This window comes from Arthrobacter sp. K4-10C (assembly GCF_059090085.1).
This window is the reverse complement of record NZ_JBNHFI010000004.1, coordinates 115,393-131,960: the sequence shown is the minus strand read 5'-3', so window position 1 is coordinate 131,960 and position 16,568 is coordinate 115,393. Positions and strand designations below refer to the sequence as shown.

The 16,568-nt window shown below is 59.8% G+C and carries 14 protein-coding genes, 1 tRNA gene and 1 other RNA gene; 8 read left to right on the top strand and 8 right to left on the bottom strand.

Going from position 1 to position 16,568, the window contains the following annotated elements; all coding sequences use genetic code 11:
- Positions 1 to 114: 114 nt before the first annotated feature.
- The 3 genes from AC5RUU_RS06830 to AC5RUU_RS06820 form a co-directional block, all read right to left on the bottom strand.
- A complete protein-coding gene (locus AC5RUU_RS06830) occupies positions 115 to 1,497 on the bottom strand; it encodes a DNA sulfur modification protein DndB (RefSeq protein ID WP_493974455.1) in 1,383 nt (460 codons plus the stop codon).
- 37 nt (positions 1,498 to 1,534) lie between these two features.
- On the bottom strand, positions 1,535 to 1,969 hold the full coding sequence (locus AC5RUU_RS06825) for a hypothetical protein (RefSeq protein WP_493974454.1): 435 nt from the start codon (positions 1,967 to 1,969) through the stop codon (positions 1,535 to 1,537).
- Between the two features lie 529 nt (positions 1,970 to 2,498).
- Positions 2,499 to 3,275, bottom strand: coding sequence for a hypothetical protein (locus AC5RUU_RS06820; protein ID WP_493974453.1), 777 nt, complete (start codon positions 3,273 to 3,275; stop codon positions 2,499 to 2,501).
- Between the two features lie 942 nt (positions 3,276 to 4,217).
- Between AC5RUU_RS06820 and AC5RUU_RS06815 the strand changes: the two genes are divergently transcribed.
- Together AC5RUU_RS06815 and AC5RUU_RS06810 are read left to right on the top strand one after the other, a co-directional pair.
- The gene (locus AC5RUU_RS06815; protein ID WP_493974452.1) at positions 4,218 to 4,562 is read left to right on the top strand and encodes a nucleotide pyrophosphohydrolase; all 345 of its coding nucleotides are present in this window, start codon (positions 4,218 to 4,220) and stop codon (positions 4,560 to 4,562) included.
- 7 nt (positions 4,563 to 4,569) lie between these two features.
- Positions 4,570 to 5,661 carry an MrcB family domain-containing protein gene (locus AC5RUU_RS06810; protein ID WP_493974451.1) on the top strand — a complete coding sequence of 364 codons (1,092 nt, stop codon included), beginning with the start codon at positions 4,570 to 4,572 and terminating at the stop codon, positions 5,659 to 5,661.
- Between the two features lie 451 nt (positions 5,662 to 6,112).
- Here AC5RUU_RS06810 and AC5RUU_RS06805 read toward each other — a convergent pair whose 3' ends face one another.
- The 4 genes from AC5RUU_RS06805 to AC5RUU_RS06790 form a co-directional block, all read right to left on the bottom strand.
- Positions 6,113 to 6,586 carry a hypothetical protein gene (locus AC5RUU_RS06805; protein ID WP_493974450.1) on the bottom strand — a complete coding sequence of 158 codons (474 nt, stop codon included), beginning with the start codon at positions 6,584 to 6,586 and terminating at the stop codon, positions 6,113 to 6,115.
- Positions 6,587 to 6,919: 333 nt separating this feature from the next.
- A complete protein-coding gene (locus AC5RUU_RS06800; protein ID WP_493974449.1) occupies positions 6,920 to 8,458 on the bottom strand; it encodes a YfjI family protein in 1,539 nt (512 codons plus the stop codon).
- On the bottom strand, positions 8,451 to 9,014 hold the full coding sequence (locus AC5RUU_RS06795) for a hypothetical protein (RefSeq protein WP_493974448.1): 564 nt from the start codon (positions 9,012 to 9,014) through the stop codon (positions 8,451 to 8,453). Before AC5RUU_RS06795 ends, AC5RUU_RS06800 begins: the two co-directional genes overlap by 8 nt.
- A 296-nt stretch (positions 9,015 to 9,310) precedes the next feature.
- Positions 9,311 to 9,547, bottom strand: coding sequence for a helix-turn-helix domain-containing protein (locus AC5RUU_RS06790; protein WP_493974447.1), 237 nt, complete (start codon positions 9,545 to 9,547; stop codon positions 9,311 to 9,313).
- A 90-nt stretch (positions 9,548 to 9,637) separates the two neighbouring features.
- On the opposite strand from AC5RUU_RS06790, the gene AC5RUU_RS06785 reads away from it, so the two are divergent.
- On the top strand, positions 9,638 to 10,273 hold the full coding sequence (locus AC5RUU_RS06785; protein WP_493974446.1) for a helix-turn-helix domain-containing protein: 636 nt from the start codon (positions 9,638 to 9,640) through the stop codon (positions 10,271 to 10,273).
- Between the two features lie 121 nt (positions 10,274 to 10,394).
- Positions 10,395 to 11,495, top strand: a complete 1,101-nt coding sequence (locus AC5RUU_RS06780; RefSeq protein WP_493974445.1) for a tyrosine-type recombinase/integrase — start codon at positions 10,395 to 10,397, stop codon at positions 11,493 to 11,495.
- A gap of 94 nt (positions 11,496 to 11,589) precedes the next feature.
- Here AC5RUU_RS06780 and AC5RUU_RS06775 read toward each other — a convergent pair.
- Positions 11,590 to 11,677 (bottom strand) — tRNA-Ser (locus AC5RUU_RS06775).
- Positions 11,678 to 12,001: 324 nt separating this feature from the next.
- On the opposite strand from AC5RUU_RS06775, the gene AC5RUU_RS06770 reads away from it, so the two are divergent.
- The 4 genes from AC5RUU_RS06770 to recR all read left to right on the top strand — a co-directional run bounded on the left by AC5RUU_RS06770 (position 12,002) and on the right by recR (position 16,550).
- Positions 12,002 to 12,352 carry a hypothetical protein gene (locus tag AC5RUU_RS06770; protein WP_493974444.1) on the top strand — a complete coding sequence of 117 codons (351 nt, stop codon included), beginning with the start codon at positions 12,002 to 12,004 and terminating at the stop codon, positions 12,350 to 12,352.
- Between the two features lie 15 nt (positions 12,353 to 12,367).
- An RNA gene (gene ffs / locus AC5RUU_RS06765) (signal recognition particle sRNA small type) lies at positions 12,368 to 12,464 on the top strand.
- Between the two features lie 21 nt (positions 12,465 to 12,485).
- On the top strand, positions 12,486 to 15,875 hold the full coding sequence (locus AC5RUU_RS06760) for a DNA polymerase III subunit gamma and tau (RefSeq protein ID WP_493974443.1): 3,390 nt from the start codon (positions 12,486 to 12,488) through the stop codon (positions 15,873 to 15,875).
- Positions 15,876 to 15,950: 75 nt separating this feature from the next.
- On the top strand, positions 15,951 to 16,550 hold the full coding sequence (gene recR, locus AC5RUU_RS06755; RefSeq protein ID WP_493974442.1) for a recombination mediator RecR: 600 nt from the start codon (positions 15,951 to 15,953) through the stop codon (positions 16,548 to 16,550).
- Positions 16,551 to 16,568: the final 18 nt, after the last annotated feature.

The following is a 16,568-nucleotide window of genomic DNA, read 5'->3' as shown; positions in this document are numbered from 1 at the left end:
CACTCGGCTGCACGCTCCTCCGCCCAAGGAACCAAAGTGCGTGTTCAGCCCGCAAGCCTGACGCGCCGGAGGGGCCCCGTAAGGAGGCCCCTCCGGTGCAAACAAGGAGTTTGCTTACTTGTCCTTGCCCGTACTGAGGCCGGCCACCTTCATCAGGTAATGGTATGCCGCGTCCCGCGTCTGACGAGTGCTGCTGAGGCTCCATCCGCGAGGGCTTCCCGTCGCGTCAAACTGCTGAACGAGGATCAGACCGCGCCATGCAGGATTTCCTTCGACAAGGTTGCCGCTGGCGTCCACGTGGTCGCGTGCCATGACCGGCACCTGCACTGTCTGGCCGTCGATCTCCGCCTCGACGTTGCCGGCCAAACGAGCGAGCCCGTCGCGCCAAGTCTTTTCAGAGCGCCAGTCGATGCCCTTGGCTGTGTAATCCTCCCAAAGTTCGAAGGCCATCCGGAACATCGGGAAGAACATGATGTTAGACATTGCGAACGAGACCGTCCGGAGCTCCTGACGGGCCTTGCCGGAGGCAGTCGGCTGAAATTCGCTGTAGTGCTTGGACCATTCTGTGTAGAAGTGGCTGAAAAAGTCGACGAGGTCGGCATACAGCGTCTTGTTCTTCTTGGCCTCGAGTTCCAAAAGCCGCTTCTGGAACGGCTTGATAGCGACATCGAGGGTGGCCACAGTCGTGATCTTGCGGGACGCTGCAGCGATTGTGTTGGCCCGCATCTCGATCTCATAGCGGTCGAAGATCGAGCACTGCTTCATCAGGTGTTCTACGAATCGGCGGCTTGCTGTCTTGTCCCCGTACATATCGATAGCGCTGGCCGTGCTCGGCTTCTTCCCCTCAACGTTGTACTCGTCAAACAACCGCCCTTCGTGCGCTGCGGGCACGTTGAAGATCGTCACGAAAACGCTGCTGTGCTGGTCGTCGTAGGGGTCAAAGCTCTTGATGGCTTCACGCAACAACGCTCCGTCGATGGCGTCACCGTCCTCAGCGACAACGACCTCATCCGGAATACTGTCGGGATCCGCGTGCCACTTTTTGAGCAGGTAGCACGAATAGTGCCGGTGGGCGCTGTCAGGAATGGTAATGGTGGAGTGCACAGTCAGCGTCCGCTTTTTGAGGTCATAATCGACTTGCGGTCGGCCCTCCTCCTTGCGAGCGTTCCAGAGGATATCCGGGTTGAAGAATTCGCGGTCAATGTCACCGTCGTCGCCCATGAGGAATTTAGCAGCAATGGCCGACGCGCGAGAGATCTGGATGTCCAGATCCTCGTTCGTAATCTCGAGCAAGGTGGTCGAATCGAAGTCACTGCCGTCGCTCTTCTTCTTGCTGTTCATGCCGCGCTGATATTTGGGAGCGTATTTGATGTCACCGGCAACCAGGCAATCAGCCAGATCACCAATGGTGATCCGGCCCTTGTAGACCTGGCCGATGCCCCGCCGGGAGATGCAGTCGACGTCCTCGATCAAAAAGTTTTTAACGAACTTAGGCATTTTTTTCCTCCACTGTTGTGAGTTGTTATCGATGCTGCTAGCCCACGAGGCGGGCGAGTGTTTCGGGGTTAGAATTGCCGGTGGCGAGGCGGTAGCGGTGTTGCAGTTGAGCGTAAGACCAAACCTCAATCCGCTGCTGGTGGCGCAGAACGCGGTCGTGGGCGGATGCGAAACGACCGTTAAGCCGTTGGTCGATAACCTCAGGGTCAATCCCCTTACTGATCTCGTACCGACGGATCTCGACCTCGTTTATGAGAAGTATCCCGAGCGCGGGGCTCACCTCCGCAAGGATGTCCAGACTCCCCTTGATGGCCTTGGGCCCCTCGCTCACGGCGACCTCTATTGCTACAGCAGGAACCCTGGGAAGCAGAAGGCCACTTCCGGGCAACATCCACACTCCGTCCGTAGGGAGGTTCCGGTTCCAGGTGTTGCGGACTTTGTATCCCAGTGCCTTCCCCAGTTCGCGGAACATATACTGTGCATCAGCGTGACCTACCCGCACTTCGTGACTCCCTTCGTAGCAACTTCGTAGATAACCACTTCTTCAACGTAGCAGCTACAAAGGTACGGCGCAAGAGCTACGAACCAAGTACGAAGCCAGGTGTGGCAAAGGACAGAACCGCGGCTCGCCAAGGCAGCCGCGTGTGTCATGGTCCGTGACGTCAATTCCTAGATGACGGGGACGGCTGCTGGAGCCACTGCGGGTATCTAACGCGATGGCAGTCGGCGCAGGCGGTTCTCACTCCCGGCGCACCCCTGAATCCAGGCCCGGAATGTACAGCCGCGACGCCATCGCAGGCGGATGAGGGCCGCGGCATGCGTGGTAGTTGCGCCAGGGTGATACGGCATGCGACTGATTGCTCGAGCCATCGGAGTTGGACGTCACCTCCTCATGCCGGCAACCCTCCCTGCCGCGCAGACCCAGCTCGTGCAACGAATGACCTTCTACTACTCCATGGTCACGCGCCAACAGGCCGGGGGCGCATTCGACGGTTTGGATTTTAGGATCCAACCGCCTTTTTTATTTGGGTCTGCGGCCTTCCGGCTTCATCCCACCAGTGCACGTGAAAGTCAAGGTCAAAATTGTCCAGAAAGGATGCGGGCTCAATCTTGAAAAGCTCACTGAACCTATTGTCCGCCTCACTGAAATGAGCGTCGCTGAGCGTAACCTCCTTGGGGAAATTGGTCTTGACCACGACTCCCGTCGCGGTACCCAAACCCACGTTGGACAATTCCAGGGTGCCCGTGTCAGGTGTACGACGAATGCGCCACTCTGCCTCGGGGACGTGCTTTGGCCGCATAGCTTCAAAGGACTTTTGGTTAGCAAGGGTATCCATGCCCCTCGCGCGAAGCCAATTCTTGTTGAGCCGCTCAATTTCTGCCGTTGACTGCGCTAGCTTGTCCTCAAGCTCAGCTACCAGGTCCCTGAGTTGTTCGGCATCGCGGCTATCCTTGCGAGCTTTAGCAAGTTGGCCCTTGAGATCACTGATCTCAGTGTCCCTTTTTGATATCGCTGTCTTAGCTACCTCGGGATCAGTCCTAAGACGGGTGATGACATTTCCGATGCCGGCGGCAATGCGCAGAACGGTCGATGCCCAGCGCCCCTGCTTTGGGGCTGGCTGCGAGTTTGCCGCTGCTCTCTTGCTTCTCACAACTGCCACAATTCCAGGCGCTATCGCCAACAGGATGGGCACTACGACGCCCAGGACCTCCAGCGTCCCAGGGTAATCCTTGTGAAATTGCTCTGCCCCTGCCGCGAGGGTTTTCCACCAATCCATGGCTCTGACTGTAAAGTACGGGCCACTTACGACCACAAACGCGTGAGTACTTGATCCAGACTTTCGCGGAATGTGTCTGAATTATTGCTGCGAGAACCCGTCTCCCCACCGAGATCACATGCCCATCCGCTATCAGAGCCTCGGCGGCGGAACGGATGCCGACCACGTGATGACATTAATAGCGGGAAACTGGATCCTTACGGTCAGGGTCTTTGGCTGATGATGGTTTCCAGAAATGCACCGACACTCCTTATCGAAGGATCGTTTTAGCCACCACAGCCAGGCGACCCGAGCCGAAGCAGTCCTGCCCTCAAAACCCAGCCCAGTTAGCCAACCCCAGCGGAACTGGCTGCATTTATCCTCCTGGATAAGCCCGGACGAAAGGGATGCCTCAATCAAGACCACGCGCGCAAAGAGAGGGGAAGGGAACCGTGGGCTATCAAGGCATGTAGAAAAACACCCGCCATCCATGAGTGCATAAGAACCACGTCTCTGTTCATAGTCCGGCAGCAGAAAGGAGTGTTTTGGCATGGTCAGCATGAACTCAGGCGCCGCCGTGCAATCCGTACAATCCGTAATTCTCATCAGTCGTTCAGACAAGTACCTCGACGGGATTCCCTCGATGAGTGTTCCTACCCGGCTTCGACCAGCGCCTAGGGCGGCATCCAGCCCGTGTCGAAGCGCCGTAGAATCCGCAGAATCCGTAAAACCCATTCTGGCTAGTAACCCGATTTGAGGTATCGATCCACTAGCCAAATCTGCCTTATCTCCGATCCTGGACATTTGGACCTCGGGGGGATCGAGGAACTTTTGGCCTCAACATGCCACCGTGGACCTGCGGAGTAGTCCCGCGACTCAGAACACAATGGCCCGAATGGAACTTGCTGGCCGTACAGGCTCACGGGCTCACAGGCTCAGGGGCTCACGGGCTAGCATGATGTGATGCCGAACCGATTCGATGATCTAGTGCGCGCCGTGGAGAATTTCAGGAATGAGCGTGATTGGACTCAGTTTCACACTCCCAAGAACCTCGCGATGGCGATCTGTGGTGAGGCGGGCGAGTTGGCAGCCGAGCTGCAGTGGATAGATTCAGACGAAGAAATTTCAGAAGAGACGATCAATCGGGCAATGGATGAAGCAGCTGACGTCTTGCTATATCTGATTAGCTTCTCCCAGTCCGTGAACCGTGACCTTGTGGAGGCGGCCGTATCAAAAGTCGACAAGAACTCGCTCAAGTACCCAGTCGAAAAATCTCGGGGTAACTCAACGAAGTACAACCAGCTGTGAGGAACTCATGGAAATGACGCAGGCTCTTCAGGAAATCGGCGTACATACGTACGACCGATTGTCTCCGCTCGGTTTGAAGCAGCCGATCTTTTCGTCATTGACTGACTTCAAATCAGCTATCCAGGATCGCCTCCCCGCGGGCTATAGCGTCAAGATCAGTCAGGGAGTTGGCGCGCTTCCGTTAGGACTTTGGGTTGCAATACTCAACGATGAAGTGACCCAGAGCCCAACCGAGGGCCTTTATATAGTTTACTTGTTTGATCAAGACCGTCTGAAAGTCTCGCTGAGCCTGAATCAAGGCGTCACAAAAGCGGCTGAGAGGGCAAGGACACTGCCGATTTCGGGGAACGACCTTCTTCGAGCCGAAGCTTTGCACCTGCGTGGTCTACTGCAACCGGAACTTGCTCTACATCTCGAGGCCCAGATCGCTCTGGGTTCCGGTACGTTGTTGCGATCGTACGAAGCCGGCAATGTGCTCGCCAAGACGTGGGACCTCAATGACCTCCCTGATGAAAATGAGCTGGTGCAAACACTAGACCTCTTCTTGGATATATATGATTCCGCCGTTACGGCGAAGGAAGATGCATTGAAGAGGGCCTCCGGCTCGTTCGCTACTCCGGCGCGCGGTGGCACAAAGAACTCAAAACGGGAGCCTGTCTTTGCACCAAAGAGCAGCGACGACTACATAATTGCTGCAAGGTCTTACATTGAGCCCCAACGACGCCAGCGCCGGCATGAGCAACTAGTCAGAGACTTTGGGGAATTCGAGAAGGCCCGCGGCTTCGTCCCCGCCACTAACCACCATCCTATTGATCTGGTTCTACTCTCCAACGACTCCGAAGTACTAGTTGAAATCAAGATCTTGGATGCGCGGCATCCTGCGTCGGGTGTACGAGAGTCCATCGGCCAACTATTCGAATATAGGAAGTTTCTGAGGCCGGAGAATTCGGATGCCCCACTTCTCGCGGTGTACGACGCTTTCCCTAACGAAGCATTCGTTGAGTTGCTCGACGAATTAGGGATAATCGTCTGCTGGAAAACTCCCAACGGATTTTCAGGAACCGAGAAGGCAATAACCATGGGACTTGTGGCCAGCTAGTCTGCCTTCCTGCTGCTCACGAAGACGCACTCGCCTCACCCACTTCAGTTCGCCAACTGCCGCGGGGAAATTTCCCGGACGGAAGTCATGCCTTTCCCGACCGCGAACCAAGAAGAAGTGTTCTCAGGGGCGCAAGCCAGAGGGGGTGGCGTTGCTTACCTTCCGCTACACCAACCCTGTCTAGCACGGCTACTGAAGTACGGTTCCTCGCCAAGCCAAAAAACAGCCTAAGTGCCCGGTGGCCCGGCTAGACACGGCTACCTACCGGTCCCATGTCAACCGAATGCTTGAGTGTGCCTTGCGAGGCTCTGCTAACGAATCTTGTGTTTGCTGTTTGCCGGTCTGGGAGGCGGCCCACTGCTCCGACGGAATCCTTCGATTCTGGAAACTGATTCTTGAAAATGGCAAGAGCCGGAACTGGGAAAGTGATGTCCGGCTCTTGCAGCGGGTGTTATTCGTCAGCGATCCGATCAGAGCTTCTGGTCATCTTCGATGTTTCCATGTGGAGCCGCTGGTACTGCCTCCTGGTTATAAGCCGGTAGGCCACATCCGCTGTCTTGCGTAGGAGCCGGTAGGCGAACTCCGCAGTCAACTCGGCGTCTGAGAGATGGGCCGCCGGCCTCTGTGAGGGTCCGGTCGCACCCCAGAGGTCGGGGTGCTCCGATTCATCGGGAACCTTGAGGTCGGTGATCGTCTCGGCGTTAGTTCGGGATTCCCACATGTCCGAGATGCTGCCGCGCCGCCATTCGAGAACTTTCTCAATCTTCTCCCGCAGCTCGTTGTCGGAATCGTTGAACTTGAGCGACCTGAGTGCCGCGACAGTACAGCCCAGTCGCTCAGCGAACTCCTCGGCGGTCAGCCCCATTTCCTCACGCCTGCGCTTGACCTGCGCCCGTATAGCCATTGATGTTCTGTTGTCGTCCATGCGTACCAGTGTCGCATTTGGGTCCGACCTGGAAGATCCCGCCGGGCAAGGAAGGCTGTTGATACGGTATGGCTCCTCGCGCCAGTCAGGAAATTCGTCTCATCACTTATTGCCATAGCGACCGCCCAGGTGCGGCTCACCGATCTTGGCTATCCTGCGCGGACTGCGCTGGATACGGGTGACCCCTCCCGAACTCTACAAGAGATTCGGGCTGGTTTCATGTTTTGGATGCTTTGCCATAACGATATCATGATTCTGATTTCCATTGATTCATTAGTAGCCATGCGGAATTCAAGCACGACCCGCGGCCACGACTCGATCTGGCCGATTCTCCTACCGGAGAGCACTTGGGTGGGCCCTATATCTTGGAGAAGGTCGGCGCCCAGGCCCTTCCCTCTCATCCATGGTCAGGGCCGTCACCCAACCATGGTCTGTCAGCACTCCCAACGCTTGGCGTAGAGATTCAGCATCCGGAAACGTCGACCTGGAAGCCTTGGACATGAGTTCGGTCCGGCTGAACTCAGCCAAGCGATAACGGCGAATTGTGGCAAGCAACATACCCGCCGATCGGTGATTCTCATGGTCCGACATCATCGTAAAGGCCGCGTCAGCGTGACCGGCGTAGTACCGCCCAAGACTCACGGCGGCCTCCATCGTCTCGCCACTGATCGGGATCTCGATCGGATACCCGCCGGCCAAATGAAGGATGCCCGAAAACCTGGCTGTTGCCCCAACAAGCTTCGATCCCCAGCCGATCAGTCGGGGACTCCCAAGCTTTCCCTCCGGGCGAAGCGCCTGTTCCACTTCGATCTGCCACGACCGGAAGACGTCGTCGGCGCCTGGCTCGAGAGTGAGTGCAGGTTCACCCGGCACCGAATAAAGCCGGGCTGCCAACTCCAACGCCCGTTCTCGGTAAGCCAGCTCTGTCTCCTCCGGGACCGGAGCAGCATCGATGTTACGAAACCCCACGTGTGATCTGGGAAGGCAGTAAAGAAACCTTTCCAGTTCACCTCTCGACTTATCGACCGACTGGGACCCGATTTGTCGCAGCACCGAGGGCTGGACCGTAAGGATCATGGTTACCGTCAATGAGTCAATGCGTTCACTTTCCCTGCCCTTGCGGTCTATCACATGAGAGTCGCCAGAATGGCCCTTAAGCAGAACCTCCATATTCGGTGCACCGCTATACCGCCCAGCAAAGATGTCGAAAATACCGCCCTCCGCTGATGCTATGGCGATTCGGCCTCCCTGCGATGCCGCCAATGACGCGATGGCTTCCGGGGTCGCATCGTCGACCATGAGCCGGGGTGCAGGGGCAACCTGGCTCTCATCCGCCTCGCGAACGGCTTGTAGATACTCCCCTTCCGCGGCAGCATCCTTCAACGCATCCCTACGAAGCCTTTCCGCCTTGTCCTCACGGAGTTTTTTAGTTGTTTCCTGTTGTCGAATTTCCGTACGCACAGACTCGATCAGGTCCTTTTCGAACGTGCGAAGCGGCCAAGTCACCGCCTTATAGACTCCGGACTTACGATTCCCTGGGGCCATTGCAGCGACCGTGTAAAGGTTCAGTGGTTCAGTCCAACTCCGATTCAATCGCACTCGGACCCGACCCGCAGCACACGCCGCCATAACCCCGAGACTGACCGACGCCGAAAGGTCTACCGGAGTTTGAGTCGCCACTGCCAACGCGGTGACGTAAGCACCCCACCATTTGGGCAGAATCTCCACCGGAAATGGCGGTCCCGCTGGTTCCAAGCGCAACGGAATCGGTTCATCTTCTGTAATTTTCGGAGTAGCAAACTCTCCCCAAGGACCTGCAACAGCCTCGTCCTGGAAGGCGGGGTCGCCCCAAGCATCCTGTTGCTTAAGCATTCTTAGCCCCAATCGGCCCGATGAGTGCTTGCAGAATGGAAATGCCGATATCGCGGCTCCCGGCAGCACAGGATTGCCAGGGCCCCGTCCGGTGATAACCCATCAACTGCAACGCGTGGTCGAATGCGGCTTGCTTCTGTCGCCCCGTCGCCCGCCACCAACTGGGCTTCAGCGCGAACCTCTGCGAGCGTCCGGGCTCAACAGTCAATTGATAGAATCCACTGCCCTGCAATGTGACGACAACATAGGGTGCGGGTATGTGATCGGGTATCAGCGCCGCGCGCCGCATCATTGCTTCAGCCACGGGAAGTCGTGCCTGCGCACGTTGAAATGCCACCGAAGCTCGCCCGGTTAGCCCAGCAATCATCGCGGCATCCGCACTCGCCTGTGCATGTAACCCAGCCAACAAGAGGTCATCCTTCTGGCCTGGCGCGCCACCTTGCAAGTTGTCCTCCCGCCGACCAAGAACGCCAGCGGAATATTCTCGCAGGATGGTCTCCGGGCCCGAACTCAGAGCAGTCAAAACGGATGCGTGGCTAGGGGTCGTATCTTTCATTGTGTTTTCCTCAAATTTCTAGTTAGTCCAGTGCCGGACTTCGAAGGTTCAGTTCAGAAACAGCGATCGCAGACGAGTGGGCACCGCGATTGACCGGGACCCGCGTCTAGAGCTCCATGGAATTGGTGGGCGGATCCGCTCGCTCCCGCGATCTGTTGCTCTTCGGTCCAGCCAAGTGGGGCCGCCCTCCAGCAGCGGCCTACTGCGATGTTGCTAGTCATTCGCGTAAGTCGGCTTGTGCTCATGATCAGTACGTGAGCTGCACCGGCAACAGGTCAAACCAACTACGTCCTGACCTATTCACGTGCGGAAAGTAGGGCCAGGAGCGGCTCCCTGGGAATCATCACGCGTTTGCCAAAGCGAACGCACCGAATGTCTCCAGCCTCAATCGCTCGGTCGACAGAGCGCGGGTCCACACCAAACAAAGCGGCGACCTCGGTTCTCGTTACAGCCGCCTTGGTTGAGCGCTTCAGATCCTCGAGCGTTTCTACCATCAGGTCCTTGTCCATAATTCCGCACATCATCGCTTTCATCGTGTTTTTTTGTGTACAGCAAAGTTCTACACGGTTAAAAATGTTCTGGCAAGTAGATTCATGCCAAAAGCACGTGTATCGTCATGATTCATGAACACTTCTCAGAATTTGCTCCCACCCGAAGATTGGCCTGAGCGGCTTACCACAGGCGTCATGTCTCGCATAAAGGGACGCCGCATCGCACTGAAAATGAGCTATCAGGATCTGGCGGACGCGTGCGTGGCGCTTGGATACCCCATGCTGCGGACCACCCTTGCGAACATGGAAAACGGCCGCCGCAAAGGCATCTCTCTGGCCGAAATCCTCGTGATCGCCGAAGCCCTGCAGACCACCCCGCTCTTATTGATCCTGCCCCTAGGCATTGAAAGTGAGGTCGAAATACTGCCCGCTAACACCGTGAGTACATGGCGTGCAGCCCGTTGGGTACGAGGCGATGGACAACCACCCACGGAGGAACACCCCATCGGGGTGATTGCTAAGTTCAATGAACATGAGGCGCAGCGTGAAAAGTTCTACGAGGCGGTCGTCATGGCCGATGCAATGGACATAAAGAACCAAAAAGATCTGGTAAAGCACTACCGGGACGCCGCGGCCGCGGCCCACGCAGAGTCCCGACGTATAGAAGATGAGATCCGCAGGCGTTGGGGTGTTGAGCCGCCTAAACCCATCACTGATAGCCCTGATATGCGGACTGTGACTATCGTCCGGGCGGCTGACAATGCCTAGGGCTCAGACACGCACCCGTCGTCGAGGCGCTGGGTCGATTACCAAGTACACGATCAAAGCCGGTACACGATGGCGGTGGCAGCTCATGGTGCCCAGGGACCCAGAGCACCCGGAGGACGGTATGCGTCTTACAGGCCAGGGTGGCTTCGCCACCGCTTCGGAGGCAGACGACGCGCTTCAGGAGGCTAGGAAGAAGCTCAAGAACCAGCTGGCTTTTACGGCGACAGGAACTCCGACAGTTGGAACCTACATAGAACAGTGGCTGGACGGCCTTCAGCTGGAAAGCTCCACGATGTACGGGTACCGAAAAATGGCTCGAAACCATGTGACTCCCTATCTCGGCAGCGTGAGACTCGACAACCTGACCGCAACTCGACTACAGCGGCACTACAGGGAGTTACGAGAGTCCGGGCGAAAAGATGCAGGGCACGTGGGCGATCCGCTTTCTGCCAACAGTGTGAGCAAGGTACACGTACTTATAGGGGCGATGCTGGATTTAGCCGTTAACGACGGGCTTATTGGCATCAACGTTGCACGCAAGACGAAGACGGTTAACGCCCCTACAGGAAAGCAGATTCGAGCCGCTAAGCCAGAAATTGTAACGTGGACGCCAGCGGAGCTGAATGGCTTCATGCAGTGGGATCGAGACATCTACCTAGATGATCTGCACCCTTTGTGGCACGTGATAGCGCAGACGGGCATGCGGCGAAGTGAGGCACTGGCCTTGCGTTGGTCCGACCTTGATGCAAAAAACCTGAGGATCAGCGTCAGGCGGGCGGCCGACACGATCAAGCGCAACCAGACCAAGAGCACGAAAGCGAACGGCGCCAGGCCAATCGACATAGACGACGCGACTGCTGACGTACTCCAGCGATACAAGCGGAAGCGTGGAACCCTTTCACTTGAGCTAGTTCGATCCGATGCCTATATTTTTGGAAACGTGGCGGGAGAGATTCGGTCTCCGAATGAAGTGGGCCGCCGCTGGCGGACGCGGGTGGTTAACGCTCGTAAGGCCCTCGGCGAGGAGAACCTCAAAGCAGTGACACTCAAGGAATTGAGGCACACCCACGCAACTCTGCTACTAGAGGCGGGTGTTCATCCGAAAGTTGTGCAGGAGCGCCTAGGACACTCCAACATCAGCACCACGATGAACATCTACTCACACGTGACTCCCACAATGCAGCGTGATGCTGTTGCAAGGCTTAGCCAACTGCTGTCGTAGCCCTCCATCTAGCCCCTATTGCATAGCTGTTTGCATGAGACAAAAAGAAAGCGGCCCTGACTTACGTTTCCGCAGGTCAGAGCCGCTTTTCTTGTGGCGGAGAATGGGGGATTTGAACCCCCGAGGGCGTTAACCCAACACGCGTTCCAGGCGTGCGCCATAGGCCGCTAGGCGAATTCTCCAACTGCTTCTGAATCAAAAGCAGGTACAAGACTACCTGACGTTTTGCGCATAGCCCAAATTGGGTGCCGCCGGGGGATCCCTGGACCATACGTTAGGGCTGGGGACGACAGGGTCCGGCGGCTTAACCAGAAATGGACGCCCCCAACGCGCCCATTCCGTAGGTACCTCCGTTGAGCTGCCGGGTCCGGCCCCGTTCAGCCAGGCCACGCAGCTCACAATCTTGAGATTGCCCCAATCGGTGTACATACCCATGATCGTGGGTGCCGCTTGGATAAGCAATGAAAATCCGGGGAATCTGCCTGACCTTGCGGCACAGTGGATCCATGACCCAGCTCCATGCCCTGGTGATTTATTCGCCCAGAACCCATACAGAACTTGTCCTGGCGGCCATCGGCGACGCCGGCGCAGGGCGGATCGGAAACTATTCGCACTGCTCCTTCACATCTCCTGGCACCGGCCGCTTCTTCCCGCAGGACGGCGCCAGGCCTTTTCTGGGGGAAGCCGGCAGGCCGGAGGAGGTGCCTGAGGACAGAATCGAGTGCGTGGTCGAGGAGCGGCTGCTGTCAGGGGTGGTTGCAGCGTTGCGGGCGGCCCACCCCTACGAGGAACCGGCATTCATGAGTTGGCGGGTGGAAGGCTGGCCCCCGGGGCCCGATTCGAACCGTGCCCGATGATCGGGTAAAGTATCTGACGGCCCCTCATGTGGCGTCATCCTGTTGAACTCCCCCAGGACCGGAAGGTAGCAAGGGTAGACGGGCTCTGGCGGGTGCATGGGGGGTCTTTACTATTCCCCCACAGGGCGGCAGGATGTCGGCCCGGATTGGTAGGGTTTTCTCTGTGACAGTTACTACCGCCCTCTACCGCAGATATCGTCCCGACTCGTTCGCCGACGTCATCGGGCAGGAGCATGTCACCGAGCCGCTCATGACGGCTTTGCGGAAAAACCGCGTCAACCACGCCTACCTCTTTTCCGGCCCCAGAGGCTGCGGCAAGACCACGTCCGCCCGCATCCTGGCCCGTTGCCTCAACTGCGCTGAAGGCCCCACGGACACCCCTTGCGGCCAGTGCCCCAGCTGCATCGAACTGGCCCGCGGCGGGTCGGGATCGCTGGACGTCATCGAGATCGATGCCGCCAGCCACGGTGGTGTGGACGACGCCCGCGATCTTCGTGAACGGGCCACCTTTGCCCCTGTCCGGGACCGCTACAAGATCTTCATCATCGACGAAGCGCACATGGTCACGTCCGCGGGCTTCAACGCGCTGTTGAAAATCGTCGAAGAACCGCCGGAGCACATCAAGTTCATCTTTGCCACCACCGAGCCGGACAAGGTTATCGGGACCATCCGCTCCCGCACGCACCATTACCCCTTCCGGCTGGTGCCGCCCGAGCCCCTGATGGCCTACCTCGAACTCCTGTGCAACCAGGAGAACGTCCCCGTGGCCCCCGGCGTCCTGTCGCTGGTGATCCGCGCCGGCGGCGGGTCCGTCCGTGATTCGCTGTCCGTCCTGGACCAGCTCATGGCAGGCGCCGGGTCCAACGGGCTTGATTACGAGCTTGCGGTCGCGCTGCTGGGCTACACCCACGCCTCGCTGCTGGATGATGTGGTTGAGGCGGTGGCTGCTTCCGATGCCGCCACGGTATTCCGGGCGGTGGACCGGGTGATCCAGACCGGTCACGACCCGCGCCGCTTCGTTGAAGACCTGCTGGAGCGTTTTCGCGACCTGATCATCGTCAAGGCCATGCCGGAAAGCGCGAACACCATCCTGCGCGGGATGCCAGCGGACCAGATCGCCAGGCTGCAGAACCAGGCCCACAACCTTGGTTCAGCAGAGCTGTCGCGGGCCGCGGACGTCACAAACACGGCGCTCACCGAGATGACGGGTGCTACATCCCCGCGGCTGCACCTTGAGCTGCTCTGCGCCAGGATCCTGCTGCCCACCTCCGACCAGAACGAGCGCGGCCTGGCTGCCCGGATAGACCGTGTGGAACGGCGCTTCAACTATGCAGGGAACGACGTCGGCGCCCCCGCGGCGTCTCCAGTTGCGTCCACCGCTAACCCTGCGCCTTCCGCCCCGCCGCAGGTGGCGGCCTCACCGCGGCAGAACCAGCCCCAGCAGGCCACATCGATTCAGCAGGCCACGTCTGAACCAGCCTCCGCTCCCGAACGCACTTCCGCTGAACCGCGCCCGGAGGTTCCCGCACCTGCCGGCATCGCAACTTCGGATGCAGGTGCCGGGGCTCCCCTTACCCCTCCCCGCGTGACCACCAGCGACTGGCCGGTTGAAGCGCCCTCAGCCGGCCGCCATTCGCCTGGGCAGCCCGGTCCCGTACGCCAGGCTCCTGCCCGCCCAATTCCAGAGGGCCACTCCCCGGAGCGCCCTGCCCCGGTCGCCGCCCTGCCTCCCGCCGGACAGGCTCCCCACCCGGAAGCAGGAGCGCCTTCCTCCACCGGTCGTGGGCAGACTGACACCACTCCCGCAGGCGAAAGCCCCCCGCAGCGATCTGCCTCCGCTGCCGGCTCCTCCGCCCAGGCGCGCCCCGCTCCCCCGGCGATGGGGGACGTCGAGGTACTCCGCCGCGCCTGGCACGATGTCCTGCAGACTCTGTCCAGGATCAAGCGCAGCACGTGGGCACTGGTGGAGCCCAACGCGCAGGTGAGTGCTTTCGACGGCTCCGTCCTCACGTTGTCGTTCACCACGTCCGGACTCGCTGGCGCCTTCGGGCGGGCTGACCACGCCGAAAACCTGCGCCAGGCGATTCATAAGACAGTCGGGATTGACTGCCAGATCAACGCTGTTGCCGGTGGCGCAAAGCAAGCGAGCTCTGACCCAAACCCAAAAGCACCAATGAGCGAAGCGGCGGCCCCCACGTCCGCTGACGTGGCCTGGGGCCTGGCCCCTGCTCCTGCCCCGCCCGCGCCAAACCCAACCGCGCCCACACCTGCTCCTGCACCCGGCCCGGCTCCTGCCCCTGCTCCTGCTCCTGCTCCTGCTCCTGCTCCTGAAGCCTCCCGGTCCGGCGCACCGGCAACCACCGGATCCGCGGGGCCGGCATCTTCTGTGCCCGCAACTTCTGTGCCGGCATCTTCTATGGCTGCGCCTTCTGTGCCCGCACCTTCTGCGCCAGCTCCGGATTCCTATGGCCCCGGGGGCCTAACCCGGCGCCCCGCGGCCGACGGCTCCCAGCAGGCGGCTCCGGCCACCACTGCCGCCCGCTCGAACTCCTATCCTCCGCTGGAGGGCGATTACTCGTACTCGGACGACGACTGGGGTTCGCCCCGGGATGAAGACGCTCCTCCGCTGGACGAGGAACCTCCCATGGACTGGGAGCCTTCATCGGCACCTGCGGACCGGCGCCCACCTGCACCCCCGCCCTCGCCGGACACCAGCACTGCCGGAGGACCCGGCACCCCGGGATCTCCCGTTCAGGCTTCCCCGTCCGGGGCTTCCCCGGCCACTGCTTCCCCCGGAGCACTAACGGCAGCGCATAAGCCTGCGGCGAATGACGCAGCCCAGGACCCCTGGGCCCGTGCAGTGGAACAAGCACCTGGCGTGTGGGTGGTTGGAAACGAAAGCAACGTAGGAAGGTTCCCTGCTTCCGCCTCCATGGACGCGGAGGCCGGGCAGGTTCCAGCACCCCGCTACGAACCAGCCACTGCCCAGGTTCCCCCGTCCATTCCCGTCACGTCACCGGGGGCGACCACCGAACCGGACTGGGGTCTTGCCGCTGTCCCTGCGGCGGCACTCGCGGATCGGTCACAGGTCACCCCGTCCGGGGCGGAGCTACGAACGCCGTCGGGGGCGGAACAGGTCCGGGCGCCGGAATACGCGATGGCCGCTGCTGTGCCCGCTGCAGGTCCCGCCACCGCTGCACGGCCGGCGCCTGCCGCTGTGCCTGCGGCCGTCCCGTCCAGGGCCGGCGCACCTTCTCCTGTTGCGTCCCCTTCAGCAGGGAACGGCCGGCAAAGCCTCTACCAGCGGCTGTCCAACAGCCCGGAAGCTGAGGCCGGCCGCGCCAAGGCACCCGCACGCGCAGTATCAACTGCCACCAGCTACGTGCAGGACGTTCCAAGCGCCGACGATGAAACCATCGAAGAATCCGGGGTGTTCGGCCGCGCGGCGGTTGAGCGTATTCTGGGCGGAAAGCTGATTGAAGAGCGCTCTGCCGACGGAAGCCCCCTGCCGCCCCGCCACTGACTGGACTGTCCGGCCGTGAGCCGGATGGACCCCTGCCGCTTTACCCGCTGTCCACTCCAAGCTAAAGAGGAAACTGTGTACGAAGGTGCTGTCCAGGAGCTGATAGATGAGCTTGGACGCCTTCCAGGCGTGGGACCCAAGTCCGCACAGCGGCTGGCGTTCCACATCCTTGAAGCGGATCCACAGGACATGAAACGGCTGGTGGACGCGATCACCACTGTCAAGGACCGGGTCAAGTTCTGCACGGTGTGTGGCAACGTCACCGAACAGGAGCTCTGCAATATCTGCCGCGACCCCCGCCGCGACCCCGCCGTCATTTGCGTGGTGGAGGAGTCCAAGGACGTCCTGGCCGTGGAGCGGACGCGCTCGTTCAGGGGCCGTTACCACGTGCTGGGCGGGGCCATCAATCCGATCGCCGGCATCGGGCCGGAGCAACTCCGGATCCGGGAACTGCTGACCCGGCTCAACGATGGTGCCATCCAGGAAGTGATCATCGCCACCGATCCAAACCTCGAAGGTGAAGCGACGGCCACGTACCTGGCCCGCATGCTCAAAACCATCGGCATCAGCGTGACCAGGCTTGCCTCCGGTCTTCCCGTGGGCGGCGACCTTGAGTACGCCGATGAGGTCACGCTGGGACGTGCGTTCGAAGGCCGCCGCAACGCCCTGACCTGATCCCGCGGATGCCGGCGC